The following is a 17,253-nucleotide window of genomic DNA, read 5'->3' on the forward strand; positions in this document are numbered from 1 at the left end:
TTAATCAATCTGGCTATAAACTACGCACTAGTACATGGTTTCAATGAGTTTGACGGGTTGTTGTGCCTCCGCACTCCGTTAGTCCTGAGCCTGTCGAAGGACCCATAGGGCCTAAAGGCGGAAACTCCGGACTCTGATAGATTGTGCCAAGCACCCTTCGACTCCGCTCAGGGTGAACGGAGATTGTACACGTCAAAAACCATGCACTAGCCTTTTGTTATGCCAGCGAGCGGTATAGTGTTGTTTCCTTATTTTACAAAGCCTTGGTCGCTTCCCTCAGCCATTCAAAATCTTGCCCCTGAAGTTCAGGTGAAAGCGCCTCCCTGACCATTTCGTGGTACCCATTCAGCCAGTTAATTTCTGTATCCGTCATCAAATCTTTCAGCAGCGGGCGAGTGTCAAAGGGCGCAAGGGTCATCGGGATGAGTTTATAGAACTTGCCAAACTCATTCTCAATGTCCTCCGCGATCAGCATAATATTCTCAAGCCTGACACCATGTTTGTTATCACGGTAAATGCCGGGCTCGTTGGTCACCAGCATGCCGGGCTTCAGGGCAACGTCAAACCATCTCGGGCTGATGCTCTGGGGGCCTTCATGCACATTCAGGAAATAGCCCACTCCGTGGCCGGTGCCGTGATTAAAGTCGATACCTTCACTCCACAAAGGCTGCCGGGTAATGGCATCCAGCTGTATTCCCCGTGTTCCCTCCTTGAACCTGGCCGTTGCCAGGGCGATATGGCTTTTCATCACCAGGGTATAGTCTCTCTTCTCCTCATCCGTCATCTCACCGCAGGCAAATGTGCGGGTGATATCCGTTGTTCCATCCGGGTATTGAGCGCCTGAGTCGATTAACAGCAACCCTTTGGTTTGAATGGAGTAAGCAGACTCTTCATCCGCCCGATAGTGACAGATAGCACCATGGGCGGCATAACCGACAATCGAGGGAAAGCTGACCCCCCGGAAATGCTCTGACTCTGAGCGGAACTGCAGCAGCTGTTCATCAATATTGACTTCATTCAGCTGCCCTGTGGGAATATTGGTTTCCAGCCAACGGATAAAGCGAACCATGGCAGCGCCATCACGACGATGGCACTCCTTCATCCGCTCTATCTCAGTGCTGTTTTTGATGGACTTCAGGTCGGTGGTGGGCAATCTGTCTTCGATCAGGTGAATCGATGCAGGAATCGCGGAGGCCAGCTGGTAACCCGTGGTGGCCGGGTTGATCATCAGGCGGGTGCTATCCGCAAGCGTTGACAACCTATCCAGGACGTCATCATAGGCCGCCAGCTCTACACCAGCCTTGGCCAGGGCTGACAGCGCATCCGCTGCTATTCGCTCTTTGTTGGTAAACAGCGTGATGCTGTCCGGTGAAATCAGTGCATAGGCAAGAAATACCGGGTTACAGTCAATATCAGACCCCCTCAGATTAAACAGCCAGGCAATATCATCCAGTGTGGTGATAAGAAGCTCTGTTGCTTTTCGCTCCTTGAGAATCTCTCGAACCTCTGTAACCTTCTCTGTGAGGGTTTTACCGGCATAGGTATCCTGGTGAATAAAGACGGGCTCAGCAGGCCGTGCTGGCCTGTCGGTCCAGATACCATTCAGCAGATCGTGATCAAATTTCAACGTAACGGATTTAGCCGCCAGTTTCTTTTCGAGATTTCTGACGTGGCTCAGACTCAGAGTGGCACCATCGAAGCCAATGCAACCCTGCTCAGAGACTGCTTCTGTCACCCAGTCAACCATTGATGGGACGCCGGGCTGACCATCTTTCATCAGGGTGATTTCTGAGCCTGCCAGCTGTTCTGAGGCCTGAATAAAGTAGCGCCCGTCTGTCCACAGGGCTGCTTTATCCTGTGTTACTACCATCGTACCAGCAGAGCCAGTAAAGCCAGAGAGCCAGGCCCTCCCTTCCCAGTGGGGGGCTACATACTCACTGTTATGGGCGTCGGAAGACGGAATAATCCAGACGTCAATGCCATATTCAGCCATTGCGCCACGCAGATCTTGCAGCTTTTTGGTGCTCTTTGGGCTCTTGGTTGAGTCAGAGCGGTTCGGGGTATTCATCATGTATCTATTCCAGGCTTTTGGCCATTCGGCGAGTTAGTGTTGGGCAGGGTTTTTTTCTGCTTAGATGATGCTTACGAATACTATAATCCGCACCCTTTATGGAGCAAACACTAACCCTGCTAAAGCTTGTCTGGCTACAGGTCGTAAAGTACACTAAAGGGTCAGGCAAACCGGCATTAAGGTTCTGTTTCTGAACCTGATTCTAATTGATGGAGTAAAACGTGGCTCGAGTAACTGTAGAAGACTGTCTGGATAACGTAGATAACCGCTTTGAACTGGTGATGGTCGCCTCCAAGCGTGCCCGCCAGCTGACCATTGGTGGCAAGGACCCCAAGGTAGACTGGGAAAATGATAAGGCAACCGTGGTGGCTCTGCGTGAAATCGCCGAAGGCCTGGTAACCCCTCTTTCCGTTGATGACCGCACGGTTGATGACGACGAAGCAGCAATGTTTCTCGCTGGTGTAGAACAATAAGCGTTTTACCTTCGTACTATCTTTGGATCACAAGCTTTAGAAGATAAGAAGGTGCAATGGATGATCTGCGCTTAAGGAGCGGACTTTGCTGACCATCGATGAGTTTGCCGGCCGCTTGAAGTCCTATCTGAATCCCGAGCAGGTCAACCTGGTTCGTCGGGCCTACTATTATGCGGAGCAGGCCCATGACGGACAAACCCGCCGCAGCGGCGATCCGTACATTATTCACCCCCTGGAAGTAGCCTCCATTCTTGCCGATATGCACATGGACCATCAGAGCCTGATGGCCGCCATGTTGCACGATGTCATTGAAGACACCGGTATCGAAAAGCAGGACATTGCCGGGCAGTTCGGTGATGTGATTGCGGACCTTGTGGATGGGGTCAGTAAGCTGACCCACATGAACTTTGAAAACAAGACGCTGGCCCAGGCAGAAAACTTCCAGAAAATGGCGCTGGCCATGGCCAAGGATATCCGCGTCATTCTGGTTAAGCTGTCAGACCGCCTCCACAATATGCGCACGCTGGGTGTGCTGAGGCCTGACAAGCGCCGTCGTATAGCCAAGGAAACGCTGGATATCTATGTGCCAATTGCCAACCGTCTTGGCATGCACACGCTCCGAATAGAGCTGGAGGATCTGGGCTTCTTTGCCATGTACCCCATGCGGGCCCGGCTGATTCGACAGGCGGTGCGTAATGCCCGTGGCAACCGTAAAGACCTGGTCAGCCAGGTTCAGCAGGCGATTGCTGCCCGTCTGGAAGAAGAAGGCCTGAAAGGCCGGGTAGTGGGTCGTGAAAAGCATCTGTACAGCATCTACAGCAAGATGAAGAACCAGAGTAAGTCCTTTGACGACATCATGGACATGTTTGCGTTCCGAATCATTGTGGACAAGGTAGACAGCTGCTATCGGGCGCTGGGCATTGTCCATAACTTCTATAAGCCCATTCCCGGGCGGTTCAAAGATTACATTGCCATCCCGAAAGCCAATGGCTACCAGTCGCTTCATACCACCCTGTTTGGTATGCACGGTGTGCCCATAGAAATCCAGATCCGGACCCAGGAAATGGAAGACATGGCCAATAACGGCATTGCTGCCCACTGGCTTTACAAGTCCGGAGAAGAAGCGCTGTCCGGCAGTCATGCCAGAACCCGGCAGTGGCTCAAAGGCGTACTGGAACTGCAGAAAAATGCCGGAGACTCTCTGGAGTTTATCGAGAACGTGAAAATCGATCTCTTCCCGGATGAGGTGTATGTCTTTACCCCCAAAGGGCATATTTTAGAGCTGCCCAAAGGTGCGACAGCGGTTGACTATGCTTATGCCGTCCATACCGATGTGGGGAATACCTGTGTAGCCTGTCGTATCAATAAACGTCTGGCGTCACTCAGTCAGCCGTTGCAGAGTGGCCAAACGGTTGAAGTGGTTACCGCACCGGGCGCACGACCCAATGCGGCCTGGTTGAATTTTGTTGTCACGGGTAAAGCGCGGTCCAATATTCGCCACTTCCTCAAGCATCAGCGCAGAAATGAGTCAATTGCCCTGGGCCGACGCTTGCTGAGCAAAGCACTGGTCAGTTTTGACAGCAGCCTTGAGCAAATCAGTGAACAGGTCATTCGCCAGCAACTGTCCGTGTTTGAACTGGATGACCTTGATGGGCTGCTGGAAGATATTGGTCTCGGTAACCGTATGGCCTATATCGTTGCCAAGATACTGGTTGAGCCCGGCAGCCTGCCTGAGAACAAGAGTCAGCTGGACCTGTCCAACAGTGAGAAACCGCTCTCCATTCGTGGCTCTGAAGGCATGGTCATCAGCTTTGGCAAGTGCTGCTATCCAATACCGGGAGACCCGGTGGTTGGCCATGTCAGCTCGGGCCGTGGCATTGTTATTCATACGGATACCTGCCCGAATGTCTCTGAAATTCGACATAACCCGGAGAAGGTTCTGGAAGTTGAGTGGGATAAGGACGTCTCCGGTGAGTTTACCGTAGAACTCAGCGTAGAGCTGGAGCATCACCGTGGTATGATTGCCTCCCTGGCTACCGCCATTACCGCAGTGGAAGGCAATATTGAGAAGATCAGTATGGTCGAGCAGGACTCCCGTTGCAGCATTGTTCAGTTGTTGCTCAGTGTTCGTGACCGGGTGCATCTGGCCAAAATTATTAAACGACTTCGGGTTATTAAAGGGGTTTACTCGATTATTCGACGACGCCGGGATTCATAAACGTCTGTGAATTAAAGCATTACAAGAAAAAACCGGATGCTGCACCGCAAAAACACAGTATCCCGTAAATATCGCTCTAAATCCTTGAAAAATAATGTTTACACCCTAGTATCGGGTGTCTTCTTTTTCTTTTTTTCCATGGGCTTCTGATTCCCAAGCTTAAGAGAGTAGATCGATGAGTAACCGACAGACGATTAATACTGATAAGGCACCCAAAGCTATTGGTACCTATTCTCAGGCGGTAAAAGCAGGAACCACTGTTTATATCTCGGGCCAGATTCCACTGGTTGCAGACACCATGGAATTACTGGAGGGAAGCTTTAAGGAGAAGACCCGCCTCTGCTTTGAAAACCTGAAAGCCATTGCCATGGCGGCTGGCGGAACCCTTGGCGATGCTGCCAAGGTGACAATTTACCTGACCGATATGGCGAACTTTGCTGAAGTCAATGAGGTCATGGCTGAGTTTTTTAAACAGCCTTATCCTGCCCGTGCCGCTATTGGTGTCAAAGAGTTGCCAAAAGGTGTACCGGTTGAGGTAGAGGCTATTCTGGAACTGAAATAAGTTTTTGCAGTGATAGCAGCTCCTGGTCATCTTGAGTCAGGGGCTTTACGAATATTCTGCGGCGAACATTGCTTTTTGGTTTGATTCTTTGGCAGCTTTCTGATGTATCAATAATCACAATGGGTCGAGTTGCGTTGTCGATACTGGGCTTAGTCTGAAGTCTCAGGCAGTGTGAGCACTCAGAATAGAACTGGCAGTGGCTCTGCCATTGCATATCAAAAATTTCTGAGTGATGTTTGCCGGATTCATTCTTGATACAGCCTTGCCCTGCCGGTAATGAGTGCATTGCTATATCACCCTGCCCTCCGGCAATTTCATTAACAGATCGTCCTGAGTGGCAATGCGCTGACAAAGTGCTCTTGGTGTTTTCTGCATTGAGGCTCTGCACCCTGTTGTGTATTGGTGCGACAGAAGTTGATGGGGCGGCGCTCACAATCTTGTGCTCTTTCCAGTGGTTAATAACCATTAGAAAGATTTTTAAAGCGATAGTTCAAAAATAATAAAGCGAATTGTGGTTCGACATGCCCATCAACCTGTCTTGTGGATAACTCTGTGAATTATATCTTGGTAAGCCGTTAATAAGCCTGTATTAACGGTCGTTCAGGTTTTTTTAGCCTGTGGATGATCAGGCTCTGCTGGCTGTCAGTCTGCCCGCAGAACCTGCCTGATTTAATCCCTGTTATGGAGAAGGCTGGTATAACCACTTTTGTAATCAGGAAAGTAAAATTTATAACCTGTCTCAATAATCCGCTGGTTAGAGCACCGTCGATTACCCCTTTGTGGCGATGGATAATGGCTATTGTCTAATGCCACATTCAACTGCTCACCAAGCCATTGCAGCACATCAAACGTGGTCGCCGGGGTACTGTCAACGCCGAGATATAAGTTATCCACCGGCAGATGGTCCATATCGCGCCGAATAAGGTGGGCGATGATGCCGGCACAGTCTTTCTGGTGAATTCGGTTACTGTATACGGCGGGCTTTATCGGGCAGCCTTCACCTTTCAACACCCGGCTGATCAGCCGGTTTCGGCCAGGCCCATAAATCCCGCCAAAACGTATGGCCGTGCCAGGGAAGGGAGCATGCTGTAACTGTTTTTCTGCGGCCAGCATGATTCGACCATTGAACTTCACCGGCTGGATGGCCGACGTTTCGTTCACCCATTCGCCATTACTCTGGTGGAAAGTGCTGGTACTGGAGGTGAAAAAAATACGTTTTGGCTGGTATTGCTCGTTCACCAGACGGTTAAGAATATTTTGCAGCCCATCAATGTAAGCCTGTTGATAATGCGCTTCTGTTCGTCCATTAGAGGCGGCGGCATAGACCACGTAGTCAATCTGTTCAGGCCAGTCACCGAGCATTTTGGCATTAAACAGGTCACCCCGGATGGGGTTAACGTCAGCAGGTAACCTGGCAATATTTCGCCGTAACCCCCAGACATTAAAGCATTTCATGGCGGTTAACTGCCGGGCGAGTTCACAGCCAACATCGCCACAACCCGCAATCAGTATATTGAGCTTATTCATAGCTATAGTCTATTGGTTGGTATAATCTTCGGAAAAAACATAATGGCAATTTCGTTTATATGGCTGTATAAATTTACAGTATTATAGATGGCACGAGCATCCTTGCCAGTCTTTCAGGGCTTTCAGGAGCTGAAGGCTTGATATGAACTCAGGGCTGTTTATCGAGCTGTCTTATCAAAACAGTTGAAAATCATTATGACACTGACAGAACTTCGCTACATTGTCACCCTTGCCCAGGAGCAGCACTTTGGCAGAGCTGCCAGTAAGTGCTTTGTCAGCCAGCCAACACTGAGTGTCGGGGTCAAAAAGCTGGAAGATGAACTGGGTGTTGCCCTGTTTGAGCGAACCCGGAATGCGGTTCGTGTTACCCCAATGGGTGAATTGATCGTCAGTCAGGCCCAGAAAGTTCTGGAAGAGGCCTCGGCCATCAAACAACTGGCGAAAACCGGTCAGGATCAGCTCAGTTCTCCCCTGCGAGTGGGCGCGATCTACACCATTGGCCCTTACCTTTTTCCCCATCTGATTCCTCAACTGGCACAGTCCGCCCCCAATATGCCGCTGTATATTGAGGAAAACTTTACCGCTGTTTTGCGCAAAAAACTGCGTCTGGGTGAGCTGGATGCCATTATCATTGCCCTGCCCTTTAATGAACCGGATGTGTTAACCAGGCCGCTTTATGATGAGCCCTTCCGGGTATTGTTGCCAGGTGGTCATCCCTGGGAACGTCAGAGCGAAATTGATCCGGCTGACCTGGCCCAGGAAAAGCTGCTGCTGCTGGGCGAAGGCCACTGTTTCCGTGACCAGGTGCTGGAGGCCTGCCCGATGCTGGCCAGTAAAAAAGAGGCGGGCGATGATGGCAGTGGTATTGAAGCAACCTCACTGGAAACCATCCGACACATGGTGGCGTCGGGTATGGGGATCAGTGTGCTGCCACAGTCAGCCGTTGTCGATCATCACTACGCGCCCAATATTCTCAGCACCCGGCCATTTCGTACGCCAGCACCTGGCAGGACGGTGGCCCTGGCCTGGCGCGCCAGCTTCCCGAGGCCGAAGGCAATTGATGTGCTTTCTGATGCCTTGAGGCAGTGTTCGGTTAATCAATAAGTGGGCCTATGGTGAGTATGAACAGGTCATTACACGATATTCCGGTAACCACGTTAAAAGGCGTTGGTGATGCCCTGGCCGGGAAGTTGGCCAGAATCGGCATTGTCACTATTCAGGACCTGCTGTTTCACCTGCCAATGCGTTATCAGGACAGAACCAGGGTGACACCCATCGGCACACTTCAGCCTCAAACCGATGTGGTGATTCAGGGGAAGGTGCTGGCATCGGATATCGTGATGGGCAAACGTCGCAGCCTGCTTTGCCGGGTTGGCGACGGGTCCGGCTCCATAAGCCTGAGGTTCTTTCACTTTACCGCTGCCCAGAAAAACAACCTCCGGCATGGGGTTGAGATTCGCTGCTTCGGAGAACCCCGGCGGGGTGCTACGGGGCTTGAGATGTATCACCCTGAATATCGGGTGATCAAGGCCGATGCCCCGGCGGACGTTGAAGAGACATTAACGCCGGTCTATCCGGCTACAGAAGGTCTGACCCAACAGCGAATCCGCAGTTTGTGTGAGCAGGCATTGAAGCTGCTCGCCGATGAAAGCTCTCTGCAGGAGCTTCTCCCGGAGCAGATTCGGCAGCAATATCACCTCAGCTCACTGGAGGAAGCCGTTCGACTCCTGCATCAGCCGCCACCGGAAGAGTCGATGATACTGCTCAGCGAAGGGCGGCATCCTGCCCAGCAACGTCTGGCTTTTGAGGAGTTATTGGCCCATAACCTCAGTCTTCAGCAACTCAGAAGGCGGGTACAGGCGATCGGTGGTTTTGCCATGCCACCAAAAAGCCGGTTAACCCAACAGTTATTGGCACAACTTCCCTTTTCCCTGACCTCTGCCCAGCAGCGAGTGGCCGATGATATCAGTCAGGATATGGCCCTGGAAAAGCCCATGCTGCGACTGGTGCAGGGGGATGTCGGTTCGGGCAAAACCGTTGTTGCCGCGCTGGCAGCACTGCAGGCGGTAGAAAATGGTTATCAGGCCGCAGTGATGGCTCCAACGGAAATTCTGGCGGAGCAACATCAGCTTAACTTCGCAAACTGGCTTAAGCCGCTGGGTATTTCCATGGCTTTCCTGTCCGGAAAAACCAAAGGTAAAAAACGCCAGGAGATTGTAGCCCGGATCGCTTCTGGCGAAGCCATGGTTGTGGTCGGCACTCACGCCCTGTTTCAGGACGATGTGATATTCCATAAGCTGGGCATGGCGGTGATTGATGAGCAACATCGATTTGGCGTTCATCAACGCCTGGCACTGCGGAAAAAAGGGGCAAAAAATGGCGGGCTGCCGGACCAGCTGATTATGACCGCCACCCCGATCCCCAGAACATTGGCCATGAGTGCTTACGCCGATCTCGATGTTTCTGTGATTGACGAGCTGCCACCGGGACGGACACCCATCAACACCGTCGTTATAGGTGACGACCGTCGTGAAGAGGTCATTAAACGCCTCAAGGCCGCCTGCCTTGAAGGACGCCAGGCTTATTGGGTATGCACGCTGATCGAAGAGTCTGAAGCATTGCAGTGTCAGGCCGCAGAAGTGACGGCAGAGCAATTGCGAGAAACACTTCCAGAGTTGTCTATAGGTCTGGTTCATGGCCGGATGAAAGCCACTGAAAAGGCGGAGGTTATGAACGCTTTCAAGGAGGGGCATCTGCACCTGCTGGTGGCAACCACCGTTATTGAAGTGGGTGTTGATGTACCCAATTCAAGCCTGATGATCATTGAAAACCCGGAAAGGCTGGGGCTGGCCCAGTTGCATCAGCTTCGGGGGCGAGTGGGTCGAGGGAATATTGCCAGCCACTGTCTGTTGATGTATCACGCGCCTTTATCCCGGCAAAGCAGGGAACGTTTACAGGTGATGAGGGATTCGAATGACGGCTTTGTGATCGCTGAAAAAGATCTGCAGCTAAGAGGCCCGGGTGAGGTTTTAGGTACCCGGCAAACAGGTCTGGCACAATTTCGGGTTGCCGATCTGGAGCGGGATCGTGACTTGCTGATGGCTGTGCGCACGGCTGCTCAGGAATTAATTCACCAGTCACCAGAAGCGGTAGAGCCGTTGGTGAATCGCTGGCTGAGCAAGGGGGAAGAGTACGCGAATGTTTGACCAGATTCAGGGGAATCCACAGCAGGTCAGTTAATTATTGGTCGGCCTCCCGTGAACCTGTATCGGGCATGATCTGCCAGAAGGAAACAACCTCTGGCACAAAAGCTTCTCCATTTTCAGGGGGCAAACCGGTGACCTTAAGACTTCGGCTGCAAGGGCTGAAGCAAAATTTCGCAATACTGTTTTTTGTTTGCAAACGGGCCCTTTCCTGCCAGCTCCCGTCTGCCGTCAACGCGAACAAAATCAGGCTGTGAGTATTTGTTTCAGGAACTACAGCCAGCAGATAACCTTCTTGATTGAAATCTGCTTCCTTGATGGAAAATTCGATGCGTTGCCTGGCCCACTCACCGGCAGGTTCACCAACAGACTTACGCTGATAGATATCCGTATGGCCCGCAGGATCATTGCAAACGATGGTTTCACCGCTGGGGCTGATTTTTGTCAGGGACTCAGCCGGAAATGTTTGTGTCCGGCACCACATTCCGGACTCCGCCTTGCGCCAGATTGTTAAGCACCACCACCTCTTTCTAATGAATTCATAAGGCTTCTCAGAAAAATGAATCATACCACCACGGCAAGGGGGGGGCTCCTGAACAGCAGGCAGCCATTGGTCGTCAGCATTTAATTCCCAGATATCCAGATCATCTTCAGTGGTGATAATCAGACAGCGACCATCGGGGCTGAAATCAGGTTGAATATCGTAATAACGACTTGGACAATCGCAGGTTTTAATAATTCTCAGTTTTTCACGCCACTGCCCTTCCGGGTCCGGGGCAAAAATGACGACAAAGAAATAATCTCGTCGAATAGAAGCGTTGTAGCAATCATCGCCGGCATCTTCAAACCATGTGGCAAAATGGCGGTTATCCGGGCTGAATAGCACTTGGAGATCAAAATCATACTCGCTCACTTTATCGCCACTGGGTGTGAGTTTCAGGTCATCATCAGGATCTTTAACAATAATGTCACCCGTTTGTGACCAGGATTCATCGTCTGCCTTGCCCATCACCGTAATGTATGATCCACTATAAATCACAAGATGTTTGCAGTCGGCACTGAACAGTAAATTATGATTAAGACCTGTATGAATGTTGCCTCTATTGACCCACCGGCCATCGGTACCCCGACCGAGAATAGCACCAGCTTGTCCCATGTTAATACAGACCAGTGACCTGGCATCAGGTGACAGGTGCATGGAAGTCATAAACTTTGGCTGACATTGAGGAAAAACGTCACCCGTTGTCAGTTGCTGTTGCTCAACCCATGCACCATTCCTGCATTCATAAACAGACAGCAAGTGCTCTTCGCCACTGTAAGCGTAGTGAAAAAATCCCGAACTCCCGAAGCTTACCGGAACGGATTGTGCGACAAATAAAATATGGTCGGCATTCTGATGACTAAAACTGGCAATGTGATCGTGTTTGACTTCAGCTTTCCTGACCCAGTGACCATGCTCCAGAGCCAGAATATCACTGTAATTCTTCGCCTTCCTCTCGGTGAGGACGGGAATATGATCATGCAGATGATGGGTAAAGCGTTTAACATTTAAGCTGCCACGGGGTATAAGGGTCAGTGCTGCCCCATCAAGAATCTGCTGGCGCAAATGGCTGGCATAAAATGAGTAAAACGCCGGGCCCAGTTGCGCCGGAAAGCGTCGAACAGAAAATATAGACAACGATCTGAGGTGCTCAAGGAGTTGCTGGCTGGACTGAATGATTGCCCGGCACGAAGACTGCCTTTGCCTGGTCAGGGAGAGGAAGTACTGGACCTCTGCCAGGCCGCATGACCGCAGACGATCAGCCGTTGTCGGCGATGCTTGTGCAAAATTATTGATTTCGTTAATTGATAAATAGCTGGCGATTTTGGCAAACACTTCCTGGGATACGCGAACCCACCTGTGATCAAAGCGAGCCATATCACGGGCTACTTCAGGCTTGATTTCATTGCCCAATGTATTGATATCGGTACTGGTCTTTAACCTCATTGCAGGTGGCATAATGTTAAACCCCCAAGGAGACTCAGGCAGTCAAGTATAGTCCTGCTGCAAGGATGGTCAGGCACAATCTGTGAGGCAGAATTAACAGGACAAATGTCGTACTTTTCCGCGACCAACTCTTTACATCTGTAAAAGCGACCGATAAAACAGGTGTAGACTACCTTCGATCAGATCTTGTCCAGCCAGGGTGGCTGGCAAGATGCTGAAGAGGCCATTGCCATGGTAAGGAGGGATGAGCGACAGTGGTCACCACTTTAAGAAGGAATTCAATAATTGATATTGAGCTTTCTAAACAGGAAGCCCAGGCACCACAATGGCCCAATCAACAGAAACTGCAGATCCTCAAAAAATGACGGCTTTTTCCCTTCAACCTTGTGACCAACAAACTGAAAGATCCAGTGGATCAATTTATTGGTGGGATTCTTGACAAATTTGCCAAAAGGAAACCACCTCTTGCACTTCAACATCGCCATTGTCAGGGTGCCAACTGGAGACCTGAATGGTGCGGCTGCACGGGCTGAAGTAAAATTTCATAATCCAGTTTTCTGTTTGCAAGCTGGCCATTTGCAGCCAGCTCCCTTCTGCCGTCAATCCGAACAGAATCAGACTGTGCGAATCCACTTCAGGAACCAAAGCCAGCAAGTAACCTTCTTGATTGAAACGTGCTTTTGTGACGGAAAATTCGAAGCGTTGCCGAACCCACTCACCGGCGGTATCACCAACAGGTTTACGTTGATAGATATCCGTATGGCCTGCAAGATCGTTACACACAATGGTTTCACCGTTGGGACTGATTTTTGTCAGGGACTTTGCCGTAAATGTTTCTGTCTGGCCCCACATACCGGACGCAGCCTTGCGCCAGATCGTTACGCTCTTCCACTCCTTTCTGATGAATTCACAGGGGTCCGCAGAAAAGTGAATCTCACCACAACCGCATTGGGACTCCTCCTGAACAGCGGGTAGCCATTGGTCGTCAGTATTTAATTCCCAGATATCCAAACTATCTTGACTGGTGATGATCAGAAGCCGACCATCGGGGCTGAAATGGGGTTTGAGATGGTAGCAATTACGTGGCGACTCGCAGGTTTTTATAATTCTCTGTTTTTCACGCCACTGCCCTAGGGGGTCAGGGGCCAAAATAACGACAAAGAAATAATCTCGCTCAATAGCATCTTCAACATAATCATCGTCAAACCATATGGCAAAATGACGGTTATCCGGGCTGAATACCACTTCCAGAGAAAACTGATACTCGCTCATTTTCTCGCCATTGGGTGTGAGTTTCAGGTCTTCATAACGATCACTGACAGTAATATCACCCGTTTGTGACCAGGATTCATCGTCTGCCTGGCTCATCAGCGTAAAGGATGATTCATCATAAACCACAAGATGTTTGCTGTCGGCACTGAACAGCCAGAAATGATTACGACTTGTATTAATGTTGCCTCTATTGACCCACTGACCATCAGTCCCACGACAAAGAATTGCACCCGTTCGCCCCGTGTTAATGCAGACCAGTGACCTGGCATCAGGTGACAGGTATATTTCACTAATAGACTTGAACCTGGATTGAGGAAAAACGTCACCCGTTGTCAGTTGCTGTTGCTCAACCCACTCACCATTCCTGCATTCATAAACAGACAGTAAATGCTCTTTACCACTGTAGTTGCGGTGAAAAAGTCCCGCCCACTCAACACTTACCGGTTGCGGGACAAATAAGATATGGTCGGCATACTGATGTTCAGAAATGACAAAATCATCTTGTATGATTTCAGCTTTCCTGACCCAGTGACCATGCTCAAGAGCCAGAATATCACTGTAATTCTCCACCTTCCTCTCAATGATGACGGGAATATGATCACGCAGAAGATGCCTGTAGGGTTTAAAATTTATGCTGCCACTGGGTATAAGGGTCAGTGCTGCCCCATCAAGAATCTGCTGGCGCAAATGGCTGGCATAAAATGAGTAAAAGGCCGGGCCCAGTTGCGCAGGAAAGCGTCGAACAGAAAATATGGACAACGTCCTGAGGTGCTCAAGGAGTCGCTGACTGGACTGAATGATTGCCCGGCACGAAGACTGCCTTTGCCTGGTCAGGGAGAGGAAGTATTGGACCTCTGCCAGGCCGCATGACCGCAGACGATTGCCTGTTGTCGTCGATGCTTGCCCAAAATTATTGATATCGTTGATTGATAAATAGCTGGCGATTTTGTCGAACACTTCTTGGGGTACGCGAACCCACCGGTGATCAAAGCGAGCCATATCACGGACTACTTCAGGCTTGATTTCATTGCCCGCTGTATCGACATCGGTACTGGTCTTTAACCCTGTTGCAGGTAGCATAATGTTAACCCCCCAAGGTGACTCAGGCAGTCAAGTATAGTCCTGCTGCAAGGATTATCAGGCACAATCTGCGAGGCAGAATCAAAAGTACAAATGTCGTAATTTAACTGCGATCAACTGTTTATACCTGTGAAAGTTACCGATAAAACAGGCGTTACCTGCTTTCGATCAGATCTTGTCCAGCCAAGGGGGCTGGAAAGATGCTGAAGAGGCAACCATGACAAGGGGTGGGCCCGATGAGCAGTGGTCCACCCTTCAAAAGAAGGGATTCAATAATTGATATTGAGCTTTCTAAACACGAAGCCCAGGCACCACAATGGCCCAATCAACAGAAACTGCAGATCCTCAAAAAACGACGGCTTTTTCCCTTCAACCTTGTGACCAATAAACTGAAAGATCCAGGCGACGACAAAAATCGCAATACAGGCCTGTAAGACATAAGCTCCAAGTGCTTGAGAGATGGCTGCTGATGCGGCAAAGACAACAATCATTGCCAGGGACAGCTTGAATGAGAGCTTGAAATAGAACAGCAGGGTAACGGCCATCATCGCCCAGGTGGCAACAGGACTGAATGCCCATAATATACCGATAATGCTGAAAAGGATGGATGGTACACAGATCCAGTGGATCAATTTATTGATGGGATTCTTGTGGCTTTCGCCATATTCCGTGAACCACTGCTCGACGGTTTTCATAGCTATGACGCCTCTTTATATTTCTTATTATTGACACCATGAGGTAATTTATCATTTGGTGCAACGGTTCTCAATTGGTGTCTGGTCAGCTATCCACGGGTATAAAGTTGCATCAATTAAAAAGCCCGGAGTTAAGTCCGGGCTCTGAGTCATGCTGGATGATAATCAGGCATTGGTAGCAACAAAGTACTTGGGATCTTCGATGACGTTCACTTCCACCAGGTTACCCGCCTTTTTCAGCAGCTTTCTGCAGTCATTGCTGAGGTGAAGGAGGTGTAGCGTCCTGCCACTGTTCATATAGCGCTCGGCCAGCGTATCAATGGCTTCAAGCCCGGAATGGTCACAGACCCTGGAGTCCCGGAAGTCGATAATCACATCTCTGTTGTCGTCTTTTGGCGAAAACTGCGTCAGAAAGTGTGTGGTGGAACCAAAGAAGAGTGGGCCATGCACCTTATAAATCGTTGAGCCATCCTGGTCTTCCAGTTTTGTGATTTTGATCTGTTTGGCATGCTCCCAGGCAAAAATCAGGGCAGAAACAATAACGCCGACAATAACCGCCACAGCCAGGTCGGTCAGAACGGTCACTACCGAAACCAGCACCAGCACAAAGGCATCCCCTTTGGGCACTTTGTTCATGATTCGGAAGCTACTCCACTCAAATGTTCCGATAACAACGATGAACATAACACCAACCAGGGCAGCCACCGGAATCATTTCGATTAATGAAGAAGCAAAGAGGATAAAGGTCAGCAAGAATAACGCCGCAGAAATACCAGACAAACGGCCCCGGCCACCAGAGTTCACATTGATCATACTCTGGCCAATCATCGCACAGCCACCCATGCCGCCAAAGAAACCGGTAACCACATTGGCCACACCCTGACCCACACACTCCCGGTTACTGCTGCCGTGTGTTTCGGTGATTTCATCAACCATTCTCAGGGTCAGCAGTGACTCAATGATACCGATAGCGGCCAGAATCAGAGAGTAGGGTAAGATGATCGTCAGGGTTTCAAAAGTAAACGGCACTGAAGGAATGCTGAATGCCGGAAGCCCGCCCGCAATACCGGCAACATCGCCAACGGTTCTGGTATCCAGATTCAAACCGAGGGCGAGAGCGGTGACCACAATGATGGCGGCCAGAGAAGAAGGAATGGCCGTGGTCAGCCTGGGCAGAAAATGGATGATGGCCATGGTTAAGGCAACCAGCCCGAGCATCAAATAGAGCTCACTGCCTTTCATCCAGGCAACATCAATAACACTATTTTCCAGGAAAGAGCCGGTTAACCAGCCGACTTCACCCTGAACACCAAACTGACTCAGCTGCGCCAGGAAGATCACGATGGCCAGACCATTTACAAAGCCAAGCATCACCGGATGGGGAACCATTCTGATGAACTTGCCGAGTTTGAATAGGCCGGCGAGCACTTGAATAATGCCCATCAGAACCACCGCCGCGAACAGGTACTGTACCCCGTGACTGGCAACCAGGCTGACCATAACCACGGCCAGGGCGCCCGTTGCTCCGGATATCATCCCCGGGCGGCCACCAATGGCAGCTGTAATCAGACCAACAAGAAAGGCGGCATATAAGCCGACCAGAGGTTCGACCCCGGCAACGAAGGCAAAGGCGACAGCTTCTGGAACAAGAGCAAGTGCTACCGTTAAACCGGAAAGAAGATCATTCTTTATGGTGGCAACGTTTCTGGCGTGGGGTTCGAACAAGTGGTGTCTCCAGTAATATATATGAGTCTTGAAAGGTGTTAACGGCATATAGGTGCCGGTATTGATTGTTTACTATTGGAGAATAGTAGAGCTGTCATATGTCTTACTGCCCGGTGGAGTATTGTGAAAAGAACCGGGAGCAAACGAGACACATGGAGTGTCGGCAAGCTGGCTGGGAGCATTGCTGCCACATTGGGACGATTGAGTATCCTGAAGCCACTTGCCGCTTTTAAATCAGGCGCAAACTATTGTCTGTTTTGTGAAGGGCATTCTAAAGAAGGGGGTTTGTAAAGGCAATGTCATGGCTCTCCCCTACATAAAGGCTATCAGCCACCCCTGCTTCGGAGTGTGGCTTAATTATAGGTATTGTCCTCAGGTTGTTACATAAAACATCTGCCGTATAATGCGCCCCACTTCCACGGACTGACCCAAACGGTCAC

Annotated in this window: 11 protein-coding genes and 1 pseudogene; 5 read left to right on the top strand and 7 right to left on the bottom strand. The window is 50.3% G+C overall.

All coding sequences use genetic code 11. The annotated features are described in order from the left end of the window. Positions 1-253: 253 nt before the first annotated feature. On the bottom strand, positions 254-2,071 hold the full coding sequence (locus ACO6V1_RS09745) for an aminopeptidase P family protein (RefSeq protein WP_422466691.1): 1,818 nt from the start codon (positions 2,069-2,071) through the stop codon (positions 254-256). Between the two features lie 221 nt (positions 2,072-2,292). Here ACO6V1_RS09745 and rpoZ point away from each other — a divergent pair, with 221 nt between their 5' ends. The 3 genes from rpoZ to ACO6V1_RS09760 all read left to right on the top strand — a co-directional run bounded on the left by rpoZ (position 2,293) and on the right by ACO6V1_RS09760 (position 5,324). Further along, positions 2,293-2,544 (top strand): DNA-directed RNA polymerase subunit omega, encoded by a 252-nt coding sequence (gene rpoZ, locus ACO6V1_RS09750; RefSeq protein WP_066016900.1) that lies wholly within the window; start codon positions 2,293-2,295, stop codon positions 2,542-2,544. A gap of 85 nt (positions 2,545-2,629) precedes the next feature. Beyond that, the gene (spoT, locus tag ACO6V1_RS09755; protein WP_422444239.1) at positions 2,630-4,762 is read left to right on the top strand and encodes a bifunctional GTP diphosphokinase/guanosine-3',5'-bis pyrophosphate 3'-pyrophosphohydrolase; all 2,133 of its coding nucleotides are present in this window, start codon (positions 2,630-2,632) and stop codon (positions 4,760-4,762) included. Positions 4,763-4,937: 175 nt separating this feature from the next. Then, complete coding sequence (locus ACO6V1_RS09760) at positions 4,938-5,324, top strand: RidA family protein (protein WP_101748583.1); 387 nt, start codon at positions 4,938-4,940, stop codon at positions 5,322-5,324. 669 nt (positions 5,325-5,993) lie between these two features. Here the strand turns inward: ACO6V1_RS09760 and ACO6V1_RS09765 are convergent. After that, positions 5,994-6,851, bottom strand: coding sequence for an SDR family oxidoreductase (locus tag ACO6V1_RS09765; RefSeq protein WP_422466693.1), 858 nt, complete (start codon positions 6,849-6,851; stop codon positions 5,994-5,996). A gap of 195 nt (positions 6,852-7,046) precedes the next feature. Here ACO6V1_RS09765 and ACO6V1_RS09770 point away from each other — a divergent pair, with 195 nt between their 5' ends. Further along, the gene (locus ACO6V1_RS09770; RefSeq protein ID WP_422444096.1) at positions 7,047-7,955 is read left to right on the top strand and encodes a hydrogen peroxide-inducible genes activator; all 909 of its coding nucleotides are present in this window, start codon (positions 7,047-7,049) and stop codon (positions 7,953-7,955) included. Between the two features lie 17 nt (positions 7,956-7,972). Continuing rightward, on the top strand, positions 7,973-10,057 hold the full coding sequence (gene recG / locus ACO6V1_RS09775; protein ID WP_422466695.1) for an ATP-dependent DNA helicase RecG: 2,085 nt from the start codon (positions 7,973-7,975) through the stop codon (positions 10,055-10,057). Between the two features lie 34 nt (positions 10,058-10,091). On the opposite strand, the gene ACO6V1_RS09780 is transcribed toward recG, so the two are convergent. From ACO6V1_RS09780 to ACO6V1_RS09800, 5 genes and pseudogenes are all read right to left on the bottom strand, one after another. Next, entirely contained in the window at positions 10,092-12,053 is a 1,962-nt protein-coding gene (locus ACO6V1_RS09780; RefSeq protein WP_422466697.1) for a hypothetical protein, read from the bottom strand. 266 nt (positions 12,054-12,319) lie between these two features. After that, positions 12,320-12,460 (bottom strand): annotated as a pseudogene (locus ACO6V1_RS09785) (Mpo1-like protein); the annotation flags it as partial. 1 nt (position 12,461) lies between these two features. Further along, the gene (locus ACO6V1_RS09790; protein WP_422466699.1) at positions 12,462-14,393 is read right to left on the bottom strand and encodes a hypothetical protein; all 1,932 of its coding nucleotides are present in this window, start codon (positions 14,391-14,393) and stop codon (positions 12,462-12,464) included. A 269-nt stretch (positions 14,394-14,662) separates the two neighbouring features. After that, positions 14,663-15,088, bottom strand: a complete 426-nt coding sequence (locus ACO6V1_RS09795; protein WP_422466701.1) for a DUF962 domain-containing protein — start codon at positions 15,086-15,088, stop codon at positions 14,663-14,665. Between the two features lie 165 nt (positions 15,089-15,253). Then, a complete protein-coding gene (locus ACO6V1_RS09800) occupies positions 15,254-16,813 on the bottom strand; it encodes a SulP family inorganic anion transporter (RefSeq protein WP_422466703.1) in 1,560 nt (519 codons plus the stop codon). Positions 16,814-17,253: the final 440 nt, after the last annotated feature.

It is taken from the genome of Endozoicomonas sp. ALC013 (genome assembly GCF_049310205.1).
Taxonomy (GTDB): Bacteria; Pseudomonadota; Gammaproteobacteria; order Pseudomonadales; family Endozoicomonadaceae; genus Endozoicomonas.